This window comes from Listeria booriae (assembly GCF_000766865.1).
Taxonomy (GTDB): Bacteria; Bacillota; Bacilli; order Lactobacillales; family Listeriaceae; genus Listeria_A; species Listeria_A booriae.
Genome location: NZ_JNFA01000011.1, coordinates 560,631 through 586,018, shown reverse-complemented (window position 1 = coordinate 586,018; position 25,388 = coordinate 560,631). Strand labels below are relative to the sequence as shown.

Annotated in this window: 24 protein-coding genes; 3 read left to right on the top strand and 21 right to left on the bottom strand. The window is 44.5% G+C overall.

Translation table 11 applies throughout. From position 1 onward, the window contains the following. Window positions 1-348 precede the first annotated feature (348 nt). The 7 genes from lysS to EP57_RS05875 all read right to left on the bottom strand — a co-directional run bounded on the left by lysS (window position 349) and on the right by EP57_RS05875 (window position 7,493). Entirely contained in the window at window positions 349-1,845 is a 1,497-nt protein-coding gene (gene lysS / locus EP57_RS05905; RefSeq protein ID WP_036085014.1) for a lysine--tRNA ligase, read from the bottom strand. Window positions 1,846-1,965: 120 nt separating this feature from the next. Further along, window positions 1,966-2,958 carry a tRNA dihydrouridine synthase DusB gene (dusB, locus tag EP57_RS05900; protein ID WP_036085011.1) on the bottom strand — a complete coding sequence of 331 codons (993 nt, stop codon included), beginning with the start codon at window positions 2,956-2,958 and terminating at the stop codon, window positions 1,966-1,968. Between the two features lie 114 nt (window positions 2,959-3,072). After that, window positions 3,073-3,552 carry a 2-amino-4-hydroxy-6-hydroxymethyldihydropteridine diphosphokinase gene (folK, locus tag EP57_RS05895; protein WP_036085007.1) on the bottom strand — a complete coding sequence of 160 codons (480 nt, stop codon included), beginning with the start codon at window positions 3,550-3,552 and terminating at the stop codon, window positions 3,073-3,075. Further along, window positions 3,545-3,913: a dihydroneopterin aldolase gene (gene folB, locus EP57_RS05890; protein WP_036085004.1), complete on the bottom strand. Its 369-nt coding sequence runs from the start codon at window positions 3,911-3,913 to the stop codon at window positions 3,545-3,547. The genes folK and folB overlap by 8 nt, the downstream gene beginning before the upstream one ends. A 15-nt stretch (window positions 3,914-3,928) precedes the next feature. Further along, window positions 3,929-4,714: a dihydropteroate synthase gene (gene folP, locus EP57_RS05885; RefSeq protein ID WP_036085138.1), complete on the bottom strand. Its 786-nt coding sequence runs from the start codon at window positions 4,712-4,714 to the stop codon at window positions 3,929-3,931. Between the two features lie 490 nt (window positions 4,715-5,204). After that, a complete protein-coding gene (locus EP57_RS05880; RefSeq protein WP_052167578.1) occupies window positions 5,205-6,134 on the bottom strand; it encodes a class F sortase in 930 nt (309 codons plus the stop codon). A gap of 18 nt (window positions 6,135-6,152) precedes the next feature. Then, entirely contained in the window at window positions 6,153-7,493 is a 1,341-nt protein-coding gene (locus EP57_RS05875) for a hypothetical protein (protein ID WP_036085001.1), read from the bottom strand. A 181-nt stretch (window positions 7,494-7,674) separates the two neighbouring features. Between EP57_RS05875 and EP57_RS05870 the strand changes: the two genes are divergently transcribed. Together EP57_RS05870 and EP57_RS05865 are read left to right on the top strand one after the other, a co-directional pair. Further along, window positions 7,675-8,247 (top strand): RNA polymerase sigma factor, encoded by a 573-nt coding sequence (locus EP57_RS05870; protein WP_036084999.1) that lies wholly within the window; start codon window positions 7,675-7,677, stop codon window positions 8,245-8,247. Then, on the top strand, window positions 8,234-8,968 hold the full coding sequence (locus tag EP57_RS05865; RefSeq protein ID WP_036084997.1) for an anti-sigma factor: 735 nt from the start codon (window positions 8,234-8,236) through the stop codon (window positions 8,966-8,968). The genes EP57_RS05870 and EP57_RS05865 overlap by 14 nt, the downstream gene beginning before the upstream one ends. Before the next feature lie 482 nt (window positions 8,969-9,450). On the opposite strand, the gene cysK is transcribed toward EP57_RS05865, so the two are convergent. The 14 genes from cysK to nirB form a co-directional block, all read right to left on the bottom strand. Further along, complete coding sequence (cysK, locus tag EP57_RS05860; RefSeq protein WP_036084994.1) at window positions 9,451-10,374, bottom strand: cysteine synthase A; 924 nt, start codon at window positions 10,372-10,374, stop codon at window positions 9,451-9,453. Window positions 10,375-10,476: 102 nt separating this feature from the next. Then, window positions 10,477-11,361 (bottom strand): Hsp33 family molecular chaperone HslO, encoded by an 885-nt coding sequence (hslO, locus tag EP57_RS05855; protein WP_036084991.1) that lies wholly within the window; start codon window positions 11,359-11,361, stop codon window positions 10,477-10,479. 22 nt (window positions 11,362-11,383) lie between these two features. After that, entirely contained in the window at window positions 11,384-12,148 is a 765-nt protein-coding gene (locus EP57_RS05850) for a type III pantothenate kinase (protein WP_036085135.1), read from the bottom strand. A gap of 465 nt (window positions 12,149-12,613) precedes the next feature. Continuing rightward, on the bottom strand, window positions 12,614-14,722 hold the full coding sequence (gene ftsH, locus EP57_RS05845; RefSeq protein ID WP_036084989.1) for an ATP-dependent zinc metalloprotease FtsH: 2,109 nt from the start codon (window positions 14,720-14,722) through the stop codon (window positions 12,614-12,616). Between the two features lie 337 nt (window positions 14,723-15,059). Further along, entirely contained in the window at window positions 15,060-16,997 is a 1,938-nt protein-coding gene (gene hpt / locus EP57_RS05840) for a hypoxanthine phosphoribosyltransferase (RefSeq protein ID WP_036084988.1), read from the bottom strand. 114 nt (window positions 16,998-17,111) lie between these two features. Then, window positions 17,112-17,552, bottom strand: coding sequence for a S1 domain-containing RNA-binding protein (locus EP57_RS05835; RefSeq protein ID WP_036084987.1), 441 nt, complete (start codon window positions 17,550-17,552; stop codon window positions 17,112-17,114). Window positions 17,553-17,643: 91 nt separating this feature from the next. Further along, entirely contained in the window at window positions 17,644-18,039 is a 396-nt protein-coding gene (locus EP57_RS05830; protein WP_036084986.1) for an FtsB family cell division protein, read from the bottom strand. Window positions 18,040-18,382: 343 nt separating this feature from the next. Next, window positions 18,383-19,087 (bottom strand): DUF2238 domain-containing protein, encoded by a 705-nt coding sequence (locus EP57_RS05825; RefSeq protein ID WP_036084985.1) that lies wholly within the window; start codon window positions 19,085-19,087, stop codon window positions 18,383-18,385. 93 nt (window positions 19,088-19,180) lie between these two features. Beyond that, window positions 19,181-19,831, bottom strand: a complete 651-nt coding sequence (locus tag EP57_RS05820; protein ID WP_036084983.1) for a response regulator — start codon at window positions 19,829-19,831, stop codon at window positions 19,181-19,183. Then, entirely contained in the window at window positions 19,824-20,861 is a 1,038-nt protein-coding gene (locus EP57_RS05815) for a sensor histidine kinase (protein WP_159106419.1), read from the bottom strand. Before EP57_RS05815 ends, EP57_RS05820 begins: the two co-directional genes overlap by 8 nt. A gap of 5 nt (window positions 20,862-20,866) precedes the next feature. Next, window positions 20,867-21,310 carry a GAF domain-containing protein gene (locus EP57_RS05810; RefSeq protein ID WP_036084981.1) on the bottom strand — a complete coding sequence of 148 codons (444 nt, stop codon included), beginning with the start codon at window positions 21,308-21,310 and terminating at the stop codon, window positions 20,867-20,869. Window positions 21,311-21,336: 26 nt separating this feature from the next. Next, on the bottom strand, window positions 21,337-22,368 hold the full coding sequence (gene cobA / locus EP57_RS05805; RefSeq protein ID WP_077916796.1) for a uroporphyrinogen-III C-methyltransferase: 1,032 nt from the start codon (window positions 22,366-22,368) through the stop codon (window positions 21,337-21,339). Further along, on the bottom strand, window positions 22,365-22,673 hold the full coding sequence (nirD, locus tag EP57_RS05800) for a nitrite reductase small subunit NirD (protein ID WP_052167577.1): 309 nt from the start codon (window positions 22,671-22,673) through the stop codon (window positions 22,365-22,367). Before nirD ends, cobA begins: the two co-directional genes overlap by 4 nt. Before the next feature lie 7 nt (window positions 22,674-22,680). Then, a complete protein-coding gene (nirB, locus tag EP57_RS05795; protein ID WP_036084980.1) occupies window positions 22,681-25,080 on the bottom strand; it encodes a nitrite reductase large subunit NirB in 2,400 nt (799 codons plus the stop codon). A gap of 90 nt (window positions 25,081-25,170) precedes the next feature. Between nirB and EP57_RS16940 the strand changes: the two genes are divergently transcribed. Next, window positions 25,171-25,332, top strand: a complete 162-nt coding sequence (locus tag EP57_RS16940; protein WP_159106418.1) for a hypothetical protein — start codon at window positions 25,171-25,173, stop codon at window positions 25,330-25,332. Window positions 25,333-25,388: the final 56 nt, after the last annotated feature.

Genomic DNA, 25,388 nt, shown 5'->3' with positions numbered 1-25,388 from the left:
TTTCCGCCCTGCGATTCTTACCTGAAAACATTGCTGTTTTCTTGGTTTTATCTTTGTTTTTTGTTCAGTTTTCAAAGGTCATTCAGAAGCGCTAAAGTGTTTTAGCAGCAACTCTTATATCTTACACTTCACAGCGTTTGTTGTCAAGTATTTTTTTCAAAAAAATTTATTTGACTCTCTTGTTGTTTTATTTATTCGCTGGAACGTTTACTAATATATCACGTTTTTGAGACCTTGGCAAGTGTATTTGACAAAAAAAGTTCACATTTTAAAAAAAGATTTTTTAAATGGTTTTTTTATGGAGAAAAATCGTGTTTCTGCATGATGGCAAAAACACGATTTCGTTGGTTAGTCTCTTGGTTTCATTGTTGGGAATAATAGGACGTCGCGGATGGATGGTGCGTTGGTTAGTAGCATTACTAGACGGTCCATTCCGATTCCTAGTCCTCCTGTTGGTGGTAAGCCATATTCTAAGGCTTCTAGGAACTCTTCGTCCATGTTGTGTGCTTCGTCATTGCCATGTTCGCGTTCTGAGACTTGCGCTAGGAAGCGTTGGCGTTGATCGATTGGGTCATTTAGCTCTGAGAAGGCATTGCCATGTTCGCGGCCTACGATGAATACTTCAAAGCGGTCTGTGAAACGGCTGTCTTCTTTATTTGTTTTGGCTAGTGGTGAGATTTCGATTGGGTGACCGTAAATGAACGTTGGTTGGATAAGTTTTTCTTCGACGAATACTTCGAAAAATTCATTTAGGATGTGGCCGTAAGTCATGTGTTCTGTGATTGGTACGTTATGCTCTTTGGCAAGTGCGCGGGCTTCTTCTGTTGTTTTGACGTTCCAGAAGTCTACGCCTGTGTATTGTTTTACTGCATCTACCATATGTAGACGGGTCCAGTTTGGTGTTAGGTCGATTTGGTCTTCGCCGTATGTGATGACTGTTGTTCCGTGTAGTTTCTGACATACTGTGGAGATTAGGCCTTCGACTAGTTCCATGATGTCTTCGAAGTTCTCGAATGCTGCGTATGTTTCTAGCATCGTGAATTCTGGGTTATGACGGGTTGATACGCCTTCGTTACGGAATACGCGACCAATTTCGTATACTTTGTCCATACCACCAACGATTAGACGTTTTAGATGAAGTTCTAGGGCGATACGTAAATAGAGTTCCATATCAAGCGCATTGTGGTGCGTGATGAATGGTTTTGCGGCTGCTCCGCCGGCGATTGTGTGTAGTACTGGTGTTTCTACTTCTAGGTAGCCAATGTTGTCTAGATAGTTCCGTGTGTATTGCATAATTTTACTGCGCATTACGAAACGTTGTTGGCTTTCTGCGTTTGTGATTAGGTCTAGGTAGCGTTGACGGTAGCGTTGTTCGACGTCTTTTAGGCCGTGGAATTTGTCTGGTAAGGGACGTAGGGACTTGCTTAGCATTGTGAATTCTGTGGCTTTTACGGATAGTTCGCCTGTGTTTGTTAAGAAAATTGTGCCTGTGACGCCGACGATGTCTCCTAGGTCTGCTAGTTTGAATAAGTCGTATGCCTCTTCGCCTACGCCGTCTTTGCGGATATATATTTGAACTTGGTGGAAACGGTCTTGGATGTGCGTGAAGCCTACTTTTCCTTTGACACGTTTTGTCATGATACGTCCTGCAACGGATACTTCGATTGCCGCTTCTTCTAGTTCTTCTTTTGTTTTGCCTTCGTATTGGCTAACGATTTCTTCTGGGCTGATTGTCCGGACGAATTTAGCGCCGAATGGATCGATTCCCTCTGCTCGCAATGTATCTAGTTTTTCACGACGCACGATTAGCTGGTCGTTTAGTTCTTCATGATTCTCATGGGACATATTTGACACTCCTATTCTTTTCTAGTTATACAGATAGTTTCATTATACGCTCTTTCGGGTTTGTTTTTCTAGTTTTATTTGAAAAAAGTTGCCTCAAAATGCAATGAGACAACTCTGATATTATTGTTTGGCTAGGTTCTTCTCTTCGTACTGATCAACAAAGCCTCGTAAAATGGCTTCCATTTCTGTGTACTCGGTTGCTTGGTTTGCCGCAACTTTGGCACGGGTGCTTCCGCGGGCGCCTTTGAGGTAGTATGCTGCGTGTTGGCGGAATTCGCGAACGGCGATGTTTTCACCTTTTAATGAGATAAGGCGTTGTAAATGTAGTAATGCCGTTTCAATTTTTTCGCGTGGTTCTGGTTCTGGGAGTAGTTCGCCTGTTTCTAGATAGTGAACGGTGCGGTAGATCATCCACGGGTTTCCTAGTGCTGCGCGGCCAATCATAACTCCGTCTGCGCCTGTTTGTTCTAGAATTGCTTTGGCGTCTTCGGGTGTTTGGACGTCTCCGTTTGCCATGAATGGAATGGAGATGTTCTTCTTCACTTCGGCTAGGACGTTCCAGTCAGCTTTTCCTTCGTACATTTGAACGCGAGTACGGCCATGCATTGCGACTGCACTTGCTCCTGCGCGTTCGGCTGCTTGGGCGTTTTCAACGGCGAATACGTGCTCGTCATCCCAACCGATACGCATTTTTACGGTTACTGGTTTGTCGACAGCGTCTACTACTGCGGAAACCATGTCGTATACTTTATTTGGATCAAGAAGCCATTTGGCACCGGCCTCGCATTTGATGATTTTGTTAACAGGGCAACCCATGTTGATGTCGATGATGTCAGCAGTTGTGTTTTCTGCGACGAACTTGGCTGCTTCGACTAGTGTTTGTTTCTCACCGCCAAAAATTTGTAGGCTCAGCGGTTTTTCTTTTTCGTCAATGTAGAGCATGTCGAGTGTTTTGGCGTTACGGTAAGCAATCCCCTTATCGCTTATCATTTCACAGCAGACTAGACCTGCGCCGAACTCTTTGACGGTTAGGCGGAACGCAGAGTTTGAAATTCCAGCCATCGGTGCGACGACGACTCTGTTTTTAATTGGTACATTGCCAATTTTCCACATAGCTAAATCCTTCTTTCCTGAAATAGAATAACCGCTCGAGACTGCGGCTTGATTTCTCCTTTTAAAACAATATTGTTATGGTAACACATCTCGCTCAAAGTGCAAGTGCCAAATTTACCACTCTAGCTTGATTTTGGTTTTATGGATGCCTTGGTCTTGCAAAACTTCTTTTTGTAAAAGTGGGGCTACAACGTCTGGTGCGATTTCTTGGAGCGGAATCATGACGAAGGCGCGCTCGGTCATTCTTGGATGTGGGAGTTCTAGGGTTGGGCTTTGTTGTTTGATGTCATCATATAAAAGTAAGTCGATATCGATAAGGCGCGGGCCCCAGCGAATGAGGCGTACGCGACCTAGTTCTGTTTCAATGTTTAGGCCTGTTTGCAAGAGTGTTTCTTGGTCTAGTGTTGTTTCTAGGGCTACCGCGATGTTTAGGAAGGCATCTTGGTCTTCGAAGCCTACTGGGTCGGTTTCGTAAACACTGGAAACGTGTGTGATTTTGATGTTTTCGGTTTGATTTAGTGATTTTAGTGCGTTTTCGAGATTTTCTTGGCGATTTCCGATATTTGTTCCGATGGATAGGTATGCGTTAGGCATGGTTGGACGTCCTTGTGATTTCGACAGCCACGGAGTGGTAATGACCGGGAATCGGTGGGTTCGGTTTGGTCACTTTGACAGTGATTTCTTTGATGAGCGGATAATCATGCAAAACGGTGGATGCGATTGTTTCGGCTAGTGCTTCGATTAGCTTGAATTGTTTTTGTTGGGCGATTTCTTTGACGGTTTCGTATACTTCTGCGTAGCTTACTGTATCGGTTACTTCGTCGGATTTCCCGGCTTTTTCAGTGGATACACCAAGTGTTAATGAGATGATGAAAGTTTGACCTAGTGTATTTTCTTCTGGCAAAACGCCGTGATATCCGTAAAATGTTAGTTCATTTAAGTATATTTTATCCATTTTTAAAATTCCTCCTTAGTTATGTGGGGCTTCCGTGTTGCCGAGAATGGCATCTGTCATCGTGATCATGCGTTGGATTGGTCTGACATCGTGGACGCGGAAAATTGTGCAGCCTTTTGTTTGGCCGTATACGACCGTCGCGCCAGTGCCTTCCATTCGTTCGTCTACTGGTAAATCAAGAACGAGCCCGATAGTGGATTTGCGGCTTGTGCCTAGCAGGACTTCGTGACCCATTGCGACTAGCTCATCGATTCGGCGAAGAACTTCTAAATTTTGCGCTGGTGTTTTTACGAAGCCGAAACCGGGATCTAAAAGAATATGATGATTTGGGACTCCGGCATTTTTGGCAATTTCGATGCTTTCTTGTAGGTCCTCTTTGACATTTGTCATGAAATTCGTGTAATCGCGATTGGTTCGGTTGTGCATGAGAATAATTGGTGCGCCGAATGTGGCAGCGATTTGCGCGATTTTTGGATCACGTTTTGCGCCCCACTGGTCGTTGATAATGTCAGCACCCGCTTGAACCGCGGCTAGCGCGACTTCTGATTTCCACGTGTCAATAGAAATCCAAATATCCGGAAGCGCTTCGCGGACAGCTCGGACCGCCGGGATAACACGCTCGATTTCCTCGTCGATTGGAATTTCACGATAACCCGGACGCGTTGATTCGCCACCAATATCAATAATAGCCGCGCCGTCATTCGCCATTTCAATCGCTTTTGCTTTAATTTGCTCTTGCGTTATGTAATTTCCACCATCCGAAAATGAGTCAGGCGTAATATTTAAAATCCCCATCACCATCGTTGGATGTTCCTTCAACCAAGTTTTCCTCAACCAAGTTCACCCCTTTTTAAAATCAGTATATCATGAATTGTATTTTTTTCGGTCAACCATGCTTTTGAGCACAACAAAAAACCAGCGCGGAAAAGGGAGTAACCACGCTGGTCAAAAAGGGAGTGTTAAGTTTTCATTTTAAAAAGGGAAAAAATGAAACTTAGTTTTGCTTGTTGTTAGCTTATGTTTATATAATAAACCACCAAAACAAGATTCTACTGAGTTTTTTGTTAGAATTTGATTAGAAAACACTGAAAAGCTGAACGGGCTCGTTCAGCTCCGACAAAAACTGGAGCGGCCGCAGGAAAAAGCCGCTCTTGCTTTTTATGGAGGGCGTGAAGTTTTCGAGGAGCTAGCCCGTGAAGCTAGATCCGGAGGCGCTAAATGTGACGCCACACTCTGCAAACAAAAACATTGTTTCCCATCGCCATACCCCAAAACAGACCACACACTCACTTCATTCCACTACATATCCAAACTCCGACTCCATCCCATCACTATTCACCGTCACAACCACAATCTTCTCCCCATCCTTCTTCTTGGCAACGACACTCTTCCTCTCCGTCGCCGCCACACTAGCAACCTTCACCCGCTTATCACCTTTTATCCGATAAACTCGATACCCGATAACGTCAGCCGCACGATTCGCATGCCATGTAATATTATCACCTACACGTTTTAAATTCGTCGGTGCTTTCGGTACGTCTTTTTTCAACGCGCTGTCGTTTGTTAGTTTTGCCGTTACTACCAGCCGGTCGGGATGTGTTCGCCGCTCGTAATCAAATGTGCCAGTACAGGTAATCAGATTTAGCAAGCGATCCGCCGATGAACCGAAAATCTCGTCAATCGGCGCTTTCTCAGCGAGATAGCTCTTCTTACTCTGAACGGAGAACGTTAATTTCCTGCCCGTTTTATCTGTTAGAAAAATTTTATCTCCCGCTCGCAATTCCTTTAGATAGAAAAATACGGCAGGTCCCTTCTTGCTGTCAACATGACCCGCGATAACTGCTTTCCCTTGGCCACCAGGTGCGTATCCCGGCTCGTACCAACCTGTTTGGACAATGTTGTTTGGCACTTCCATCTGACCGTCTGCTGTTTTTCCAACTTGTATCACTGCTGTGTCAACTTGAATTGCGGGTATTTCAATCCGAACTGGGGTGATGCCTGTCTGTTCTTTTTGCTTCTCGGCTCGGATGGCATCGATTTCTCGTTGTTGTTTTGCGTAAATTGGGAATTCGGAGATTTGGCTTACGATTTTGCCTTTTGTGGGTTGTTCGTCGTGTTTGACTTGTATCTTTGGCTCGTCTTCGGTTGCAAAAGGATGAATCGCGAATGCCAAAATGATGATTGCAACGATTGCAGTGATACTTGTTAGAAAAATTTTCATCGGTTTCACCTCATTTTTTTAACGGTGTTGTTGCTTTTGTTGGCGGAAAATGATGAATCCTGCTCCTGCGAGAATGATGGCGCTAAGTCCTATCCAAAGGGCAAGGCTGTGATTCGTTTGTTCGCCGCCCATTCCTGTGTTCGGCATGCTGGTTGGCATTTTGTCGCTAAATTTATCTGGGAATTGTGTAACGATTGCTCCACCTAGGTTCTCGCCGATTCCTGACATTAGTTTGTAGCCTTCGCGATACGATGCGTATGATCCTGCGTAGTCAGCGGAAACATATTTATCGAATGTGTCTGTTACGGTTGTTTCATGCTGGGTTAATGCTGCGATGGCATCTTTGGCTGGGAGGTTACCGTCTGTGGCTGTTGCTAGGAAATTACCGAAGTCATTGGCAAATGTGTTGGTAAGACGGGTTTTGTCTTTTTGTTCGTTGTCTGTGTTTTTTGCTGCTGTCGCTGCTGCTAAGTCTGCTTGAGCGTTGATATGATTCGTAGTCCAGAGTTTTTCGAATTGATTGCCTGCATCCGCGCCATAGATTGATGTGAATGCTGCTTTGAATGCTGCCGTGTTTTGATCTTGCGCCCAGTTGACATAGTCGTAGTCCGGATCGCCGTCATAGCCTTTTTCCATACTTAGTGTTGCCAATGCGAAGTGCTCGCTTCCAAGCATCGTTAACGCGGAACGTAAGTCGGCGGCGGCTGTGTCAGGTTTTGTATTATTAAATTTATCTGGATTTTGCGCTACGATAGCTCCTGAAATTGCTTTACCAGCGCCGAAAATTTGTTCAAAGCCTGCTAAATAGGTTTTATAAGCGCCTTCATAATCTTTTGCTACGTATTGGTCAAATACTTGTTGGACGTCTGCTTCATGTTCGGCAAGTGCTTGTTTTGCGCCTGCTTCTGGTAATTTACCGCCTGTAGCCGTGGAAAGGAAGACCGCCATATCGTTTACGAATTTATTTACTTCTTTTGTTGCTGCGTCTTGCGCTGTTTTATCTCCGTCTTTTACAGCTTTGGCGTAGTCGTCAGTCGCGGCGTTATGTGGTGCGAAGATAGCTTCGAATTGCTTTCCGCCTTCTTCACCGTATATAGATGCGATGGCTGGTTCCATATCTTTCGCATTTTGGTCTAGCGCTTTTGCTGCTTCTGGCGCTGCTTTGTTGCCATCATATGTTTTTATCATCGTGTCCACTGCTAAAGCGTAGTGTTCTGATAGTAAGTAATCGAATGTTGCCCGCAAATCAGATGCAGGTGTTTTGACTGTTGGTGTTGTTTCTGCCGCGTATGCCCCTGTTACCGGTGAAACTATTAATGCCAAGCCTAATACTGGTGTTAACCATTTTTTCATTTTCATTTTTCCCACTCCTTTTGATTTGTTTTACATATAGCTTACGAAGCAAAAGAAGGAATGGATCACTTTTTTTAAAATTTATTTTTTGATCCAAAAAGGGTTTTCGTTCGTTAGTTTCTATAGAAGGACTTTTTTCTTGGGAATGTGCTATTCTAGACTTACCTTGGGGAAAGGGAGGATGAGTATGCCTGAAAATGACACTGACCTTTATAATCGTATTGGGCAGGGTGACAAATCGGCGCTTGAGGAACTCTATGATCAGTATCACAAATTAGTGTTTTCTTTTGCGTACCGAATGACGGGGAGTAAGGAGCAGGCAGAGGAAGTCGTGCAGGAAGTTTTTATGAAACTGTGGGTAAAACCTGGTTTATATGATTCTGCAAAAGGCAAATTCGCATCGTGGTTGTTGACGGTGACGCGAAATCTCAGCATTGACCTCATGCGTAAACAAAAAGAAGTTCCTTATGAATTGCAGGAAGAACGGGAAAAACTAGAGGATAATGAACCGACACCGGATGAAATATTAGAATGGAAGGAGAAAAAAGAGATTTTGAAGCAAGCTATCGGACATTTGAAGGAAAATCAGCAGGAAATGATTCACTTGTTTTATTTTAACGGCTATTCCCAGCAAAAAATTGCGGATCATTTTGGCATACCGCTTGGAACGGTGAAAGGAAGGCTTCGGCTGGCTTTGCAACACTTGCGAACCGCGCTGGACAGCAATGGAGAGAGGAGGGATTTAGATGAGCGAGCGTGATTATAGTGCGCAGATTTTGGATTATATCAACAATGATTTAAGCGCGGAAGCGCGACTGGAGTTTGAGGCGGCGATGGAACGGTTGCCGGAACTTAAGGCGGAAGTACAGGAGCTTGAGGCTTTGATGGCTGATTTGCCTTACTTGTCTGAATCCGTAACTCCTCCTGAGGACATGAAGGAACGGGTGCTAGGCAATGTGTTTGCGCAGGAGCAAGAGACGGTGGTGCCAAACAATAACAAAGTGGAGAAAATCGTGAATATAGTGCCTAAACGAAAACGACGCTGGGTTATTCCGAGTTTGGTCGCTGCACTAGTCATTTCTCTAGCGGGGAATTTCTACGTGATTGCGACGCGCGACCAAGATACGAAACAGGCGACGGAAGATACCGACATCACGAAAACATCGAAGGCTTTGCAAGCATCTGACAATGTGACAGCAACCGCTACGGCTTCATTAATTCAAAAAGGATCACAAAACACACTAGTCATTCAAGCACAAAATTTAAACCGATTAAACGGCGCTGAGTGCTACCAAGTTTGGCTGCTACTTGACGGCAAACCAACACGAGCAGGCACTTTCATAGCAAATGACGATGGGCACGGCGGCGTAATCCACTCTATCCCAACGGATGCAAAGTTTGATACAGTAGCCATAACAATCGAACCAGATAATGACAGCCAGACCCCAAAAGGACCAATTATTTTGAGTACGAGTTTATAAGTTGAGTAAGGAAGGTGCCTCGGCGCCTTTCTTTTACTGTAAAAAACTATATCAAAAACAAAAACCAATCCGTGCCTCCAAACTTCAGCGCGCCGACAAATGCCCAGATCCTAGGAAAGGATTAACCCTTCACTTCGTTCACGCTTATATTGGAACTGTAACTCGTTTCACGTCGAACAGTTCCAACAAAGCGGAGCGTACTAGAGTACGTTGACTGAAAACAGGGAGAGAGTCGTATCCTCGACCATGTGAGAAGTTATGCGTAGCGAAGCGTAGAAGAGCATCGGAACGGAGCTTTTAACGACGGAACTGGGCGTTTGTCGGCGCGCTGAAAACAAAAAAACCAACGCGTTGGTGGCGTTGGTTCCTTCTTTCCATCACGAGGAAGTAATGGAAATCGACTTATTGTTGTGGTCTTACAAGTACTATAATAACCGTTATCCGCGAAATTCTGCTGTGGCGCGCGTTAAAAATTCATGAGATTACTCGAAATTGTATAACGCTGTGCTCAAATAACGTTCGCCGTTGCTTGCTACGATAGCTAACACTTTTTTGCCAGCGCCAAGTTCTTTTGCAAGGTTTAATGCGGCGTAGATTGTTGCTCCTGAGGAAATCCCGACTAGAATTCCTTCTTTTTTCGCTACTTCGCGTGCTGTTTCAAGGGCATCTTCGCTGGAAACTTGGATGATGTCATCGTATACTTTCGTGTCCAGTGTATCTGGAATGAAGCCTGCGCCAATTCCTTGGATTTTATGAGGTGATGGTGCGCTTCCTGAAAGTACTGCGGATTCGGTTGGCTCTAGGGCATAAATTTTGATGTCCGGGTAGTTCTTCTTAAGTACGTGTCCTGCGCCTGATACAGTTCCGCCTGTTCCAACGCCCGCGATGAAGGCATCTAGACCGCTTTTGCCGAATGCTTCGACGATTTCTGGGCCTGTTGTGCGTTCGTGGACTGCTGGGTTGGATGGGTTGTGGAATTGTTGTGGGACAAAATAGCCATGTTCTTTTGCGAGTTCTTCGGCTTTGGCGATTGCGCCTTTCATGCCGTCAGGGCCTGGTGTTAGGACTAATTCTGCACCATATGCTTGAAGCAACTTGCGGCGCTCTAAACTCATCGTTTCTGGCATTACAAAAACGGCGCGGTATCCTTTGGCTGCTGCAACCATCGCAAGGCCGATTCCTGTGTTTCCACTTGTAGGTTCGATAATTGTGTCGCCTGGTTTTAATGCTCCAGATTGTTCTGCGTCTTCAATCATCGCGTTGGCAATACGGTCTTTCACGCTACCACCGGGATTTTGGAATTCTAATTTCACATAAACGTCTGCGCTTCCGCTCTCTGGAAGTCTATTTAATTTCACGATTGGTGTTTTGCCGATTAAGTCTGTAATTGAGTTTGCAATTGTCATTTTCTCAACACTCCTTCAATAATCTTTCTTTTACTTTAATCAATTCCGACCTACTTTGTCAAATATAAAAGACGATTCAAACACTGAACCGCCTTTTAAAAATCAATTTGCTTCTTCGTAAAATTTCTCTAGTTCGGATTCGTCGAAGTGATATTTGTTGCGGCAGAAGTGACATTCAGCTTCCGCGCCGTGGTCTTCTTCGATCATTTGACGGATCTCTTCTTTGCCTAGCGAGATAATCGCGTTGCCGAATCGTTCTTTGGAGCAGTTACATTCGAAAGCGACTGGCATTTTTTCAAGGATTTGGAGATTTTCTTCGCCGCCTGCAAGTCTCGCCAAAATTTGTTCTGGTGTTTCGCCAGCGTCAATAAGTCGGGAAATGGTTGGGCAGTCTTTTAAGTTCTTCTCGATTTCGTCGATGATTGCGTCGTCTGCGCCTGGTAGTAGTTGCAACATGAAACCGCCAGCTGCTTCGATGGTGTCGTCAGGGTTTACGAGTACGCCGACTCCTAGTGATGAGTTGATTTGTTCTGATTTTGCAAGGTAATACGTGAAATCTTCGCCGACTTCTCCGGATACGATGGGAACTTGTCCTGTGAAATTGGTACGGAAACCGATGTCTTTAACGACAGACAGTGTTCCTTCTGTTCCGACACCGCGACGGACGTCTAGTTTACCAAATTCGTTTAGTTCGCTGAAATGGACATGCGGATTTGTTACGTAACCACGGACTTGTCCTTGCGTGTTGCTATCCGTAATGATTGGACCGATGGGGCCGTTTGCTTCAATTTTGACGGTTACTTTTTGGTCTTCTTTTTGCATGGCGCCTAGGAAAAGTGTTGCTGTCATGGATCTGCCTAGTGCTGCTGAGGAAATGGACCATGTGTCGTGGCGACGTTGTGCTTCGCCTATTGTTTCGGTTGTTATTGCAGCGTAAACACGGACCATTCCGCCATACGCTAAGCCTTTTACTAAATAATCGCTCATTCGTGATTAACTCCTTTATTGGTTATTGATTGCGTTCAAATAAAATGCGTAACCCTTTTAATGTTAAAAATGGGTCTACTTTATCTGTTATTTCTGATTTGCCGCTGATTAGTCTGGCAAGACCTCCCGTTGCAACAACGATTGGTTCTGTGGACGTCTCTTGCTTCATTGCCTTGACAATGCCTTCATATTGGCCGATAAAACCATAATAAATGCCTGATTGCATCGAGTTGATAGTACTTTTGCCGATGACTTTCGGGGCTTCTGTAACGTCCACGCGTGGCAGTTTAGCCGCACGATTGTATAGCGCCTCCGTTGAAATCATGATACCAGGCGCAATTGCCCCACCATGATAACGCGATTTTTCGTCAATATAACAAAATGTCGTCGCCGTTCCAAAATCAACAATGATAGCTGGCGCGCCGTATTCTTCAATGACAGCGACAGCATTCACAATTCGGTCCGCCCCAACTTCGCGCGGATTCTCGACTTGGAGATTTAGCCCCGTTTTGATACCAGGACCAACGATTAGCGGCTCAATTTCAAAATATTTAAAGCACATGGCTTCAAGCGAGTGCATAATCGGCGGAACAACAGAAGAAATAATAATCCCTTCGATTGCCTTTGATGAAATCCCACCATATTGAAAAAAATCCAAAACCATCATGCCAAGTTCATCTGACGTCCGGTGACGATCCGTTGTCATGCGCCAATGTTTCAGTAATTCCTTATCTTCATAAACACCGATAGTAATATTCGTATTGCCGACATCAATCACTAAAATCAACTTCGCCACCATCCTTTTTTGCGATTTTTCTAGAGTATCATAACACGGATTTTGTGAAAAGCCGAGTAATTTGTCTTATTTTGACCAATAACATGAAAAGCTGAACGGGCTCGTCCAGCCCCGAAAAAAACTGGAGCGGCCGCAGTAAAAATCCTCTTTTGATTTTTATGGAGGGCGTGAAGTTTTCGAGGGGCTAGCCCGTGAAGCTGGACCGCGAAACAGAGATAAGTCTATCCAAACATAGAATTCCCACCATAACATGATTACAACACTTAGAAAGACCATGACACCCAAAACCAGTAACCAAACCAAAAAATCCAGCATCAAACAAATCTAACAGCGGGAGCACCTTCTTTCGACTTTTTTCGTAGGGTGTGAAGTTCCCAAACAAAACACTAATCGCATAATAGAACCCCAACAAAAAAACCAGCACACAACAATCATGTACTGGCTCAAAAATCTTACTTATTCACCTTTTTTATCATCATTCGGTGTTTTTTCAGCATCTGGAGCTTCTTCAGTCACAACTTCTTTCGGTGCGTCTGATTCTGCTTCCTTCTCTGCTTTTTCTTCTTTATTCTCATAATCCCAAATCTTATCGTCCTTCGCTTCTTCAACCATTTCTTTCTTCTCTTCTTCAAAAGACTTTGGTGCTACTTCGTCTTTCTCAGATGGGAATTCAGACATTTGTTGGTCAGCGTCCATTTCGGATGGCATTACGCCGTCTTCATACAGAGAACGGATTTGGCGTGCGTCTAATGTTTCTACTTCTAGAAGCGTTTCAGCAATCAACGTGTGTTGCGCTCTGTGCTCTAGAATAATGTTCTTCGCACGGTCATAACAGTAACGGATTAAGCTTTGTACTTCGGTATCAATTTCGTAGGCAATCTTATCGGAATAGTTCTTGCCATTACCAAAATCGCGACCCATGAAGACTTGATCATTACCAGATGTGAATTGAAGTGGACCGATTTTATCGCTCATACCCCATTCAGTTACCATCCGGCGCGCAATTTGTGTCGCACGTTCGAAGTCATTACTTGCTCCTGTTGTTACTTCACCAAATTCGACTTCTTCGGCTACACGTCCACCTAATAGACCAGTGATACGGTCCATTAATTCGGCTTTCGTCATTAGGAAGCGATCTTCTTTTGGCAGCATAACGGCATAACCGCCTGCTTGTCCGCGTGGAACGATTGTTACTTTGTGGACTACTTCTGCTTCGTCAAGTACCATTCCGACGATTACGTGACCACTTTCATGATACGCAACGGTACGGCGTTCTTTGACGGAAATAACCCGGTTTTTCTTAGCTGGGCCGGCGATAACGCGATCGCTTGCTTCGTCTAAGTCTTTCATATCAATTTCTTTCTTATCGGAACGGGCTGCAACGAGTGCGGCTTCATTCAGTAAGTTCTCTAAATCGGCACCAGAGAATCCTGGCGTACGTTGTGCGATTGCTTTTAAGTCAACGCTTTTCGCAAGTGGTTTATTACGTGCGTGGACTTGTAGTACAGCTTCACGTCCTTTAACATCTGGACGGTCAACCATAATTTGACGGTCAAAACGACCTGGACGTAGTAACGCTGGGTCAAGTACGTCGGCACGGTTAGTCGCTGCAATAATGATGATTCCTTCGTTACCGCCGAAACCATCCATTTCTACTAGCAATTGGTTCAATGTTTGTTCGCGTTCGTCATGTCCGCCGCCCATTCCTGCGCCACGTTGACGACCAACTGCGTCAATTTCATCGATAAAGATAATACACGGTGCGTTTTTCTTCGCATTTTCAAAAAGGTCACGGACACGGCTTGCACCGACACCAACGAACATTTCTACGAAGTCCGAACCACTGATAGAGAAGAACGGTACGCCTGCTTCACCGGCTACTGCACGAGCAAGTAATGTTTTACCTGTTCCTGGAGGACCTACAAGTAAGACCCCTTTCGGAATACGTGCGCCAAGTTCAGCAAATTTGCGCGGATCTTTCAAGAATTCCACGACTTCTACTAACTCTTGTTTCTCTTCGTCTGCTCCGGCTACATCGGTGAAGCGAACTTTCTTCTTGTCGTCGTTATAAAGTTTGGCTTTACTTTTACCAAAGTTCATAACTCGACCGCCACCGCCGCCACCTTGTGCTTGGCTCATCAAGAAGAAGAACAAGATGAAAATAATAACGAATGGAATGATGGAAGTGAAGAACGTAATCCAGCCACTGTTTTGTTTGGCAGGAACGACTGTCATTTTCACATCATGGTCATCTGCTAACTTGTCCATTTGTGTTAGCAATTGATCGCTGTTGATTGCATAAGTCGTGAATTTCGTTGTTGTTTGGTCTTTGCCGACTTTGCTATCTGTTTTTACTGCGTCTTTTAGTTCTCCATCAATGACGTAAACGCTACGGTCTGGCTGAATGGAGAATGACTTGATTTGATCGTCACCCATTTTCGAGATGAACTCATCGTAACTAATTTCTTTCGCTGTTTCACTATTGTTGTTGAATGTGGCCACAATCCCTATGATTACTAGGAAAATGATAACGTAAAATATGGCATTTCTAAAAAAGCGGTTCATTCCTTACCTCCTCCCACGTAAGAGCTTAGACTAGTTTCTTCACATCTTAAAAATCGGGCGTAACTTGCTGCTCCCTTTCTTTGTGCAAAAACGAATCCGGCTTTTGTTCCCCTTACGAAGACTTTCTATTAAATAAAAGCATGGTTTATTATAATTTCTCAAATAGGCATATTGAGCTAAAAACTAAGACTAATGATAGCATACCGAACGGCAATTTCCCAATGATTTGCATGTTGTGGGTGAGGTTTTTTTATGACAGGAAAAATTTAGCGCGTTCTTGCTACATTGGCTACTGTTTTCTATATGTTAACAAACTTATTTCAATTTGTGAACTAAATTAGTCCGCGTAGATTTCTGGCTTTAGCACGCCGATGTAAGGCAGATTGCGATAACGCTCTGCGAAGTCAAGGCCATAGCCAACAACGAATTCATTTGGAACAACAAAACCGACATAATCTGCGTCAATTTCTACGTTGCGTCCTTCTGGTTTATCAAGCAGTGTTACAAGTTTTACGGATTTGGCTTTGCGGTATTTCAATAGGTCTACTAAATAGCTTAGTGTGCGTCCGCTGTCAATGATGTCTTCAATGATTAATACGTCGCGTCCTTCTACAGATGTGTTTAGGTCTTTAATAATTTTCACTTCTCCTGTAGAGACAGTGCCGTTACCATAACTCGATACGTCCATGAAATCCATTTCTAAGTGCGTGTCGACGCGTTTTAGCAAATCAGTCATGAATGGGGTCGCGCCTTTAAGCACACCAATGACTAATGGAAAACGACCTTCATATTCTGCCGTCAGTTCTTTACCTAACTCAGCAATTTTCTCCTGGATTTCTTCTTCGCTAATCAACACTTTTTGAATTTCGTTGTGCATGTTTTTGTTTCCTCCTAAATTACGATGATATCTTATAATATATTGCTTTGTTTCACGACTTGGTTTGGCTTGATACACAGAAGCTTGAACACCCGGAATCCATAAAATTTCACCCGAGTAGTCCGTCACGATTGGCCATGTATCACGCTCATGTTTGGGAATTTTGGCATCGATGAAAATGGATTTGAGCTTGCGCGTTCCTCCTGTTGTTTTCATGCGATCACCGTTCATCCGACCTCTAATAATTAGCGGCAACTGGATGTCTGCTTGATTCACGATGATACCGTCGAGCCCTGCTGTTTGAACAACGGAACTCTTTGTTTTCAAGCGAATCTCAGCTCCGTCTAGCAGTGTCACGCGGTCACCATCATATAATTGATGATAAAATTCTTGCGCTTTGCTAATCGTCTCTGTTAAAAACGCCAATTCTTCGTAAGCACGTCGCACAGTGAGTCCATTCGGCAAATGAAGTATACCAGATGGATTTTTTTCTGTGTTTAGGCGCATAATTTGGTCGATATGTCCTGCTGATATAAGTGAGATATTGTCTTTAAACAGATATTTCAATAGTAAATGAATTGTGCGGCGTTGTAAAGGTTGGGCTAGTTGCTTCCACTCTGTGAGCGACAACTTCACTTCCTTCTCGCCATAGGTCACCATTCCCAACATGGCTTGCTCTGCCAATTGATTCAAAAACTGAAAATCTGCCGTCGTTTCTTCGGAAAATCGTAAAAATTGCTCATGAACATTGCCATTTTCTTGTTTTAAAAAGGGCAATAAGGCCTTGCGGTATCGGTTTCGCGTGTAGCTGTCTTCTTGATTGCTAGCGTCTTCTAAATACGGTACTTCCTCCGCATCGCAAAACGCAACAACTTCCTCTTTTGTAATTGGTAGAAAGGGACGAATCAGCATTCCATTTGCAAAATCGCGCTTGGCTTGCATCCCGAGCCACCCTAAATCCGAACTCCCACGTACTAAACGCATTAGAATCGTCTCCATCTGGTCATCGGCATGATGCGCTAAAACAAGTTTTTGACAATGGTATTTGCGCATTAAGCCACGAAAAAAGGTGTAGCGGTATTTACGCGCGGTTTCTTCAATTCCGGTTTTCTCCTGTTCTGCTAGATGCCTTATGTCTAATTGCGTTGTTTCGAAGCGAATCCCATATGTATCGCAAACATCGGCAACAAGCTGTTCTTCGTCCACTGATTCAGCGCGCAAACCATGATTGATGTGCGCCACTGTAATCGCATGCCTTGGAACTATCGCAGTCTGGATTAAAAAATGAAGAAGCGCCATGGAGTCGGCCCCGCCTGAAACACCGACGAGCAGCTGATCTTTTTCATGGATAAGTTGGTGCTTCTTAATAAACGCCAATACCTTTTCCCGAGCATTCATGTGCTTCTAACCTCTTTCATTCATTAAATCAGGCAAAAAAAGGAGTTGTACCCAAGCCAAGTAAATCAGACTTTAGTTGACTTTGAACAGCTCCTTATTATTCGCTATTTATTATTAGCTACGTTTCGCGCCACGGCCGCCACGTTTAGACTCCGTTTGACGTTTCAGTGTAGATAAACGGTCTTCGCTATCTTTTAAGAATTTAGACATTTTATCTTCAAAATTCTCTGGACGTACTGGTTCAGCAGCTTTTTTGTTGTATTTAGGTTTGCGAGGTCCGTTATTGTAACTTCTCTCTGGTCTTTCTGGACGTGCTGGTTGATCTACAGCTTTACGAATGGACAAACCAATCTTGCCATCATCGCCAACATTCATGACTTTTACAGTAACTTCATCGCCAACTGTTAAAATATCATTGATGTCTTTTACGTAGTTATCAGCAACCTCACTAATATGCACAAGACCTGTCTTGCCACCCTCTAATTCAACAAACGCCCCAAAATTCGTAATCCCAGAAATCTTCCCTTGTAACTTGTTGCCTACTTCAATCGACATAAAACAATGCTTCCTCCTTAAAATTTCACTCTATCATTAATTATAGCTCATATAAAAAGAGTGTCAATTACACGAACCTGTTTTTCGCAAATTAATTGGACGACTCTTTCTTCTTCTCGTTATCGTCTGGAATATTGAAAATGATTTCCCCCTTCTCAGAAAGGAAATACTCACTCCTAGCCAGCTTTGCGATGTAGTCATCATCATGTAATTTGTTAATCGTGCTCTTTAGTTCTTTCTGTTCTTTCGCTACGGCAAGTGATTTCTTGTCTAATTCAACTTTTTCATTCTCTTTGGCATGAAGTAAACTCACTTGTTGCGAGTATACATACACTAAACCACCCGTAACAACAACGATGGCTGCTGCGATTATTAGTAGTCTCCGAAACAAGGCGACTCTTCTGCGTGAGCGTTGTTTCTTCATGACTGTTTCGTTCTGTACGTAGCGATTATTGATTCTCGTGACATTACGTTGTTCTTTCTTCACACATCATCCCTCATTTCTTTCGTACTAAAACCTGTGCCAGCCTCATTTTGCTGGTTAGCTTTCATACCTATTAAAAACCCCGATTTGAAAATGGGTTCTCGCTTAAAATCATACCAATATTTCAGACTTTTGTCCATCGCTATCCTGTGATTCTGCGAAGTTTTTTGATTGTTTTTGATCTATTTAGTTGCCATTTTTATTTTTTTGTGATTTAGTCATTTTTCTTACGCTCGAAAATTGGTGTGGCAATTGTGATGAATCCTGCAATTTGTATGCGTTCTTGATTTATTTTTCTAGCAAAAATGCTTGCACGGATTTTTCCATTACAAGCATTTCCATATTATTATTTATTCACTGTTTTTTTAAATTCAAACTTCTCCATCCAACCTTTTTTACGTTTTAGGTTCAAATAGCCGATGATGGAGAATGTAAGTGCGCCGAGGAAATCGACAAATAGGTCTTCCATTGTATCGGAAACTGCTGCGCTGCCGGCGAGTTTCGTGCCGTCTTCGAGCATTGTTTTTTGCATGTTCATGCCAAACCAGTTGTCCGCGGTGAACTCGTAGAATTCCCATACTACGCCTAGTGTTACGGCGAAACAAAGGGCGAAAAGAGCCACGAACGCCGGACTTAAATTCATCGTTACGTGTTCGTCTTCGTTTAGGAATTGCACGACCGAGAAGCCTAGCGCTCCAAGCATCGCGCCACTAAACGTATGCAAAATCGTATCCCAGTTTGGAATTAAATAATAGAAACTACGAACTTCGCCAAGATAAATGGCGCAATACAAGAAAATAATAAAAATCAAATACATATTGCCGGGAATTTCAAATTTAAAACGGCGGCCTACGATGGCTGGTAGGAACATCGCTACAAGACCAAGCACACATTGGCTGACCATTAAGGCATAGTCGCTACGTGTTGGATCTCCTTCTGGCGTTCCTGTCGCCGGTGTTGTTAACAAGTTATAAATCGAGAATACTAATGACACTAATAATGACGCAAAGATAAAGATGGCGATAATTTTTGCCCAATTCCACTTTTTCATAAATGATGTACACTCCCTTTTTTTACAAATCATATGTTATTTACCCCATTATAGAGATTTCCAACACAAAAAGGAAGTTTTATCTGAAACAATTTATAAATCGATGAGGTTTTTCTTGATGGCGTACTTCACGATGTCGGCTCGGGACTCTAAATCGAGTTTATTCATGATGTTGGCTTTGTGTGTTTCAACGGTTTTGACGGAGATACATAGTTTGGTGGCGATTTCTTTGTTGCCGTAGCCAAGCGCGATGAGTGGCAAAACTTCTTGTTCGCGATTGGAGAGCTGGACGTAGGAATCACTTACTTCCTCACTTGTATTTTGTTGTAGGAATTGGCGAACGAGTGCGGTTGTGACTTTTGGATAGATGTACATTTCGCCTTGATACAGGGCTCGGATGGCATCTAGTAGCTCGTCGTCTTTGGCATTTTTCAAGATGTAGCCGGATGCGCCTAGTTTGAGTGCGCGGAACAGGTATTCTTCGTCGTCGTGCATCGTTAAAATGAGGACTTTTGTTTCTGGAAAGTTATCCTTGATTCTTTTTGTGGTGACGAGGCCGTTTTCGCCTGGAGGCATGCTGAGATCCATTAAAATGATGTCTGGCTGGTGGCGCTCGGTTTCTAGATATGCTTCAAGGCCGTCTGCTGCATCGCCAACGACCGTCATGTCTTCTTGTGAGTTAATCATAAAGGACAAGCCGCTTCGGACAACCGCGTGATCGTCTACTACGAGTACCTTAATCATGTTGTTCCTCCCCTTTTTGTTCAATTGGAATGCGAACGAGCACTTTGGTTCCTTGGTTTGGCGCGGATCGTAATTCGAAGTCGCCGTGCAAAAGTTCCACTCGTTCTTTCATGTTTAGTAGGCCCAAACCACTTCCTTGCGCTGTGAAATGATCTGGTGAAAAGCCTAAACCTTGATCGTTGATTTCGAGAACAATGCTTTGTTTTGTTTTGAAAAGATAGACTTCGATTTCATCGACGTCTGCATACTTGGCGGCGTTTGTTAGTGCTTCTTGGGTGACGCGGTAAAGCATGGTTTCGACGCTTGCTGGAAAACGCGTGCCATATAATTCGGACACAAAAACCACATGCACCCCAAAAAGTTGCTCATAACGCTTGAAATACGCTTTTAAGGCTGCAAAAATACCGAGGTCATCAAGGGACGATGGGCGTAATTCAACCGCCATGTTTCGCACGTCTTCGAGAATTGTTGCTAACATCGAGTCCATTTCGGAGATGCTGGCGTCATAATCTTCTTGTTCTGTCATGTATTTGATTTTGCGAAGTTCGATGAGTGTGCTGTATAGCCCTTGTGCCAAGCCGTCGTGTAGTTCGCGAGACAGGCGTTTACGTTCGCTTTCTTGGGCGTTGATGACGTATTCGGTCATTGTTTTTAATTTTAGGATTTGTTCGGTGTATTGTTGTTGGGTTAGGTTGCGCAGTAATAGGACGCTGATTTGTTTGGCGTCGTCGATGGCTGTGTAGCTGGCGCTAAATGGGATGTGTTCGCCGTCTTTGGCTTGTAGGTATAGTTGAAAAGCTTCTTTGTCCGTCCGGTCACGCAAAGAACAGCCAAGGCAGGTGCGTTCTTCCGAGGCTGACATGTAGCCGCTGCAATAATTGCAGAACTCGCTTACATCCACATTATATCGTTCTAAAAGCTTTACGGCTGCGGGATTTGAGGCAATTATTTCGCTCTTATTATGCAGCAAAAAGACAGCGTCGCTCATTTGATTGTAGGCCTTCATCAGTAAGTCTGCGGTTAATTCCATTTCCATCATTCCTTTACGGCTAGTAGACTTGGCTCCATTTTGTTTGCGATCGTTTGAAAATCAGTGATGAGCGCTTCTTTTAGTTGGGTAACTTTGCGATTACCTCCAAGCATCACAGCGATCACGGCGCCTTCGGAAAGAATCGGAACGGCAATAATACTGGCCAAATTTTCAGTGAGGGCAATCGGATATTCTTGGATTGGAGCTTGGCGCTCGGTTTTGAGATCTTCGGCGATCATTGGTCTTGCAGTACGCCACACGATGCCAGCGATTCCTTTGCCAACTTGGAGGACAATTTTTTGGTAGCGGTTGTTGCGGTTGCCTGCGACGTATTTCCAGCGTATTTCTTTTTGGTTACCGGTCGCGATAGCCGTTGCAATACCTACAAAGTCGAGTCCTAGTTGGAGACGGATATCGATAAGTTCACTTGCTATATCTTGTTCGGTCATTAGTGTGTCATTCCTTTCTTCATTACTTATTTAGAATAACACGGAGCGAGGTCATTTGGGAATATGTGAAAGGTTTCATTTATGCCCAATCGAGACATTTCTTTTTGAAAAAGGCTTGGTGTGGCTTTGTCTTGCAAAATGACGCCGTCCCACTGCTGATTGGTTAAGGTTCGCGTAGTTATATCGTCGTAGCGCTGGTCAGGGTTGGCGAGTTCAGGTACGACGTAGATGTGTGCGCCTTGTTCGGTGTAATCATAGATGGTATCGAAGTCTGCGGCTGATGTAGTGGCTAGGATGAGGCGTTTGCCAAATAACGGCTTTTCTTCAAACCAGGATGTGGCTTGGCGTTCGGTAACAACTTGTCCTAGCAAAATAATAGCCGGATTCGCCATCGTTGTTGCGGCAAGTCGTTGTTCGATATTTTGTAGCGTTCCAGTCAAAACTTGTTGGCGCCCTAACGTTCCCCATTCGATAATCGCGACGGGAAGTTCAGTGAGCGTCTCGTTTTTGCTAATGTTTTCACAGATTCGTGGCAAGTTCTCGATGCCCATATAAAAAGCGAGTGTGCCGCCGAGTGCTAAATGGCTTAAGTCTTGTTCTGCGAGTTGGCCGTTGCGTCCGTGACCTGTTGCGAATGCGACGTGGGCGTTATGTTCGCGGTGCGTTAAGGGAATTCCCGCATAGATTGCCGCAGCCGAGGCAGCCGTAATGCCTGGCACAACATCGTACGTAAGTCCCACGTCAGATATCGCGCGCATCTCTTCGCCAACCCGTCCGAATATCGCGGGGTCGCCGCCTTTCAGACGGACAACCTTGTTGCCTTGTTTGGCGTACGCGATAATCGTTTCGTTGATTTGCTCTTGGCGCATCGTGTGGTGTTTCGGTAGTTTGCCGCAGTAGATGAGCGTCGCGTCTTGTTTCGCGTGATGAAGCAGAATCGGATTGACGAGACGGTCGTAAATAATGACATCGGCGGTTTGCAAGTGACGCTGGCCTTTTTGAGTTAGGAGTCCTGGGTCGCCTGGGCCAGCGCCGATAAGGTAAACATTTGTCATCATTCGGTAACCAAGAATATTTGGCCGTTTTCGACGACGGTTTCGTATGTTTGGACGCAGCCTTCGTCAGGAGCGGCGACTTCTCCTGTTGTTAGCGAAATTTTATAGTCATGTAACGGGCAAAATACGTGCGTGCCTGAAACGGTGCCTTCTGCTAGTGGGCCCTTCTTGTGCGGGCAGCGGTTTTCGATGGCTTTAATGCTGTCATCAGAAAGGCGAAACAGCGCAATCGCAGTATCATTGAATTGGACTTCGCGCCCGATTAGCGGCGTTAGGCTTGCCATGTCGGCAATATATGTTTTTGTCATCGCAAAATCACACTCTTTCTACGTGATATAGTTTTTGTTTTTCTTCGTCTTGCAAAACTTGTTTCCATGGGTCGTCGCGACCTTCGAGTGCTTCGTCGAGCGATGCTTTTAGTTGCGCTTGTTCGGCTGGGTCTAAGATGATATCGCGAACGTGTTCAAAGCCCATCCGTTCTAGCCAAGGCGCGGTACGTTCCATGTAGACGCCGGTTTCGCGGTAATATTGAACGTAGGCGCTGCAAATGTCTAGGACTTCTTGCTCGGTGGCGACAGTAGTCAGAAGTTGCGCTTCTTTGATTTCGGTTCCGCCGTTACCACCGATGTAGATTTGGAAGCCGTTCTCGACGCCGATGATGCCATAGTCTTTGACACCGGATTCGACGCAGCTTCTCGGACATGCGGAGACGCCCATTTTGAATTTATGTGGTGTGTCTACGAATTCGAAGCGACGTTCTAATGCTTCGCCGAGCGCGAGGGAATCTTGTGTTCCAAAACGGCAGAACTTCGCGCCGACGCATGATTTGACAGTACGCAATGTTTTTCCGTAAGCAAAGCCTGAACGCATGTCGAGTTCTTCCCAGATTTTCGGCAAGTCTTCTTTTTTGACGCCATATAAGCCAATTCGTTGCCCACCTGTGAGTTTTAAAAGTGGAATATCGTATTTTTCGGCGACTTTGGCAATTTTGATCAGTTGTTGTGGATCGGTTTTGCCGGCGTACATTCTTGGAATAACGGAGTATGTGCCGTCGTTCTGGATGTTCGCGTGCAATCTTTCGTTGACGTAGCGGCTTTCTGGTTCGTCTTGGTGGTCGTGCGGCCAAACCATGTTGAGGTAGTAATTGAGTGCTGGACGGCATTTCGAGCAGCCTTCTGGGTTGCGGAAGCCGAGTACGTGTCGGACTTCTTTGGCGTTTTGTAGGGATTTCGCACGAATTTGAATGATAAGTTGGTCGCGTGATAGGTCGGTACATCCGCAAATGCCTGCTGGTGCTGCGTTCACGAAGTCATCGCCTAACGTGTGTTCTAGAATTTCGCCGATAATTGGTTTACATTTTCCGCAAGAGCCGCCTGCTTTTGTGTGTGCAGTAACTTCGCCGATAGTTGTTAGCCCTTTTTCGGTAATGGCGCTGACGATGTCGCCTTTGCAAACACCGTTACAGCCACATACGGACTCGTCGTCTGGCATTTCTGCGATGTTGGTCGCTTCTGATTCGCCTGCCTTGTGAAGGAGGGAAACGAGCGTGAAATCGTCGATCGCTTCTTCTTTTTTGAGCACGTTGTAGAGGCGATTTCCTTCTGTTGTGTCACCGTAAAGCACGACGCCTACTAGTTTGCCGTCTTTTACGAAGATTTTTTTGTATTTGTTATCGATGCTGTTGAAGATGGTTACGCCTTTGACTTCGGCGTTTTCTTTGATGCTGCCTGCTGAGAACAGGTCGCAGCCGGATACTTTGAGTTGGGTGAACATTTTGCTACCTTGATAGCCTAGTGTTTCGATGTCGCACAGATGGTCGGCGAGGACTTTGCCTTGTTCGTAAAGCGGTGCTACAAGGCCGTATGCGATGCCATTATGCTCCGCGCATTCCCCTACTGCAAAAATATCTGGGTCAGCTGTGGTCATAAAATCATCGACTACGATGCCGCGCCCCGTTGGTAGATTGGCGTGTTGTGCTAATTCGATTTCTGGCTTAATTCCGATAGCCATCACAACTAAATCCGTCTCAATCTGCGAGCCGTCCTTGAAGGCTAGACCTGTTACGCGTGATTTTCCGAGGATTTTGGACGTTGCTTTTTGCATCAGGAATTTCATGCCTTGTGCCTCTAGATCAGCTTTTAGAAGTTCGCCTGCTTTGGCATCGAGTTGGGTTTCCATCAGCCAGTCTGCGAGATGGACAACGGTCACGTCCATGCCTTGGTCAAGAAGCCCGCGCGCTGCTTCTAAGCCAAGTAGACCACCGCCAATGACGGTAGCTCGTTCGTATTTTTGGGAGATTTCGATCATTTTTTCTGTGTCGTCGATGGTTCGGAATCCTAGAACACCTTCTAAATCTGCGCCTGGAATTGGTAGAATGAAGGCTCTGGAACCTGTCGCCAAAATGAGGCGGTCGTAGGAGATATTGCGTTTTGTTGTGGTGATAATTTTTGCTTGGCGGTCGATGAGTAGGGCTTTTTCGTTTGTATGTAGTGTGATTTGATTGCCTGCATACCAGGTTTCGTCATTTAGAACGATTTCGGATTGGGTCATTTTGTTTTGTAGAATATTCGAAAGCATGATCCGGTTGTAGTTAGGGTAAGGCTCGTCGCCAATGATGGTGATGTTGTATTTATCTGGATTGCGGTCGAGAATTTCTTCGATTGTGCGCACGCCTGCCATTCCATTGCCGATCATGACTAGATTTTGTTTTTGCATGGTATTCTCCTCCTAGCATTTGTGAATATGTGAACAAATAATGATATGAATAGATAAGTTCATTATAGGAGGATGGGGAGGATTTGGATATTGGGGAAAACACTGAAAAAAAGAGACCGCTTGGATTGGGCCTCTGGGTTTTACTTATTGGATGTAGGTTTTTCGAACATTTTTATGATGAAGCAGCAACTGATACCTGCTAAAGGGATGCTTATCATCAACCATAAGATTGTTCTTGGGAAAATTTCGTAATAATAGTACATGAAAACGGTTAGCCAGATGAATAATACGGTATATTTCAAAAAACG

Bases quoted from the DNA above. Each gene is read 5' to 3' on its own strand.
- lysS (WP_036085014.1), bottom strand. From the start codon at position 1,845: ATGTCCCATGAGAATCATGAAGAACTAAACGACCAGCTAATCGTGCGT.
- dusB (WP_036085011.1), bottom strand. From the start codon at position 2,958: ATGTGGAAAATTGGCAATGTACCAATTAAAAACAGAGTCGTCGTCGCA.
- folK (WP_036085007.1), bottom strand. From the start codon at position 3,552: ATGCCTAACGCATACCTATCCATCGGAACAAATATCGGAAATCGCCAA.
- folB (WP_036085004.1), bottom strand. From the start codon at position 3,913: ATGGATAAAATATACTTAAATGAACTAACATTTTACGGATATCACGGC.
- folP (WP_036085138.1), bottom strand. From the start codon at position 4,714: ATGGTGATGGGGATTTTAAATATTACGCCTGACTCATTTTCGGATGGT.
- EP57_RS05880 (WP_052167578.1), bottom strand. From the start codon at position 6,134: ATGAAAATTTTTCTAACAAGTATCACTGCAATCGTTGCAATCATCATT.
- EP57_RS05875 (WP_036085001.1), bottom strand. From the start codon at position 7,493: ATGAAAATGAAAAAATGGTTAACACCAGTATTAGGCTTGGCATTAATA.
- EP57_RS05870 (WP_036084999.1), top strand. From the start codon at position 7,675: ATGCCTGAAAATGACACTGACCTTTATAATCGTATTGGGCAGGGTGAC.
- EP57_RS05865 (WP_036084997.1), top strand. From the start codon at position 8,234: ATGAGCGAGCGTGATTATAGTGCGCAGATTTTGGATTATATCAACAAT.
- cysK (WP_036084994.1), bottom strand. From the start codon at position 10,374: ATGACAATTGCAAACTCAATTACAGACTTAATCGGCAAAACACCAATC.
- hslO (WP_036084991.1), bottom strand. From the start codon at position 11,361: ATGAGCGATTATTTAGTAAAAGGCTTAGCGTATGGCGGAATGGTCCGT.
- ftsH (WP_036084989.1), bottom strand. From the start codon at position 14,722: ATGAACCGCTTTTTTAGAAATGCCATATTTTACGTTATCATTTTCCTA.
- hpt (WP_036084988.1), bottom strand. From the start codon at position 16,997: ATGAATGCTCGGGAAAAGGTATTGGCGTTTATTAAGAAGCACCAACTT.
- EP57_RS05835 (WP_036084987.1), bottom strand. From the start codon at position 17,552: ATGTCGATTGAAGTAGGCAACAAGTTACAAGGGAAGATTTCTGGGATT.
- EP57_RS05825 (WP_036084985.1), bottom strand. From the start codon at position 19,087: ATGAAAAAGTGGAATTGGGCAAAAATTATCGCCATCTTTATCTTTGCG.
- EP57_RS05820 (WP_036084983.1), bottom strand. From the start codon at position 19,831: ATGATTAAGGTACTCGTAGTAGACGATCACGCGGTTGTCCGAAGCGGC.
- EP57_RS05815 (WP_159106419.1), bottom strand. From the start codon at position 20,861: ATGGAATTAACCGCAGACTTACTGATGAAGGCCTACAATCAAATGAGC.
- EP57_RS05810 (WP_036084981.1), bottom strand. From the start codon at position 21,310: ATGACCGAACAAGATATAGCAAGTGAACTTATCGATATCCGTCTCCAA.
- cobA (WP_077916796.1), bottom strand. From the start codon at position 22,368: ATGATGACAAATGTTTACCTTATCGGCGCTGGCCCAGGCGACCCAGGA.
- nirD (WP_052167577.1), bottom strand. From the start codon at position 22,673: ATGACAAAAACATATATTGCCGACATGGCAAGCCTAACGCCGCTAATC.
- nirB (WP_036084980.1), bottom strand. From the start codon at position 25,080: ATGCAAAAACAAAATCTAGTCATGATCGGCAATGGAATGGCAGGCGTG.